Origin of the sequence: Rahnella perminowiae (assembly GCF_019049755.1) — a bacterium.
GTDB classification, from domain to species: Bacteria; Pseudomonadota; Gammaproteobacteria; order Enterobacterales; family Enterobacteriaceae; genus Rahnella; species Rahnella perminowiae.
The window spans coordinates 1-1,291 of the sequence record NZ_JAFMOS010000166.1 but is presented as its reverse complement, the minus strand read 5'-3'; the positions used below and the strand labels follow the sequence as shown (position 1 = coordinate 1,291).

At 47.4% G+C, this 1,291-nt stretch carries 2 protein-coding genes; both read right to left on the bottom strand.

All coding sequences use genetic code 11. The features are described 5' to 3' along the window. Positions 1-21: 21 nt before the first annotated feature. Positions 22-486, bottom strand: a complete 465-nt coding sequence (locus J1785_RS00935; RefSeq protein WP_217137349.1) for a GNAT family N-acetyltransferase — start codon at positions 484-486, stop codon at positions 22-24. A 461-nt stretch (positions 487-947) separates the two neighbouring features. Next, positions 948-1,291: tyrosine-type recombinase/integrase (locus tag J1785_RS00930; RefSeq protein WP_217218587.1), on the bottom strand; the 344-nt coding region annotated here is incomplete at its 5' end.

The window sequence follows — 1,291 nt, the reverse complement described above, 5'->3', positions numbered from 1 at the left end:
CAGGAAAACTTTATACCGTGGTCAGTTTTTACTCATAAAAACGGTCGTGCCACCTTTGAACGGTTCACGTCTATCGATTTTATATCCGAGCGCTGTATATAGTGCGATGTTCGCCTCGAACGCCTCGTTCGTCTGCAAGCGGATTTCCCCAAGCTTCGATTGAGAAGTCTTACTTTCAACATGCGCCAGCAATGTACGCCCGATCCCCATTCCCTGCCAGTGCGGATGGACCGCTATATTTTCTATCCAGAAATGATCGGCGCCTGGCCATACTTCGATCAGGCCGACAACTTCCCCTGCGACAATAGCGAGATTAATATCATGCTCACGGACGGTTTTGTTAAAATCAGCCGTCATGGGCGTCGGTTCGCGACCAATAACCGAAATCCATTTGGAATAGGCAGCACACACTATCTCACGCACTAATTCTGCTTCATCTTCTTCCGCGCGGCGTACCAAAAGGATTGCTTCAAGCGACTTGCTCATATAAACCCCTTAAAGCTCGACTTGTCACTAGAATATACAACATAGCAGGCTTTGCAGTTTTGCTACTGCTTAACCCTAGATTGCTGCCACCAATTTGGCCTTGCCACTGCCGGATGGTTGGCGCTGGACAGAATAACCAAAGTGTATAACTGGAGGGAAAATTAAGAAAGAATCCGTGCTAGCGACCTGGCTGTGCGGATTGAATCGATAATTGGGATCTCCCCTGTCTCATCAAATTGAACAGGCAGGTAATGTCCGTTTCTCCCAGCTCATAACAGACCTAAGCCGTTTCCGTGAATAGTTTTGTATAAGAAGATGACCTCACACTTTCGATTCACGCAAGTTAATTCGGTTGAAGATGCTCATAAACGGCTTAACAATTTCTCCGAATTAAAGCTAGAAATATGCCGTACCAGTACAGACTGATACGGCTTTTTTTGAGGTTTATTTTGTCAGAAGGGCTATCTCATTGTGTAACTGATTTCCTTCCCACAAATATAAGGCGGCACATACTCTTTCCGGCACATATCCAGATAATCCGACCACCATTGCATCATCGCTTTACGGGCATCGAGATATTCCGCTTTATGGATGTAAGCCGCTCGAACGCTGTTACGCTCCTGGTGACTCATCTGCCGTTCAACCGCATCCTGTGCCCACAGGCCAGACTCCATCAGTGCACTACAGGCCATTGCCCGAAACCCGTGGCCGCAGATTTCATCTTTTGTGTCATAACCCATCAGGCGTAGCGCCTTGTTGACCGTGTTTTCACACATCGGTTTATACGGATTGTGATCGCCGGGGA

What these genes read in the sequence shown, in the direction of transcription:
- J1785_RS00935 (WP_217137349.1), bottom strand. Translation starts at nt 486, where the DNA reads ATGAGCAAGTCGCTTGAAGCAATCCTTTTGGTACGCCGCGCGGAAGAA.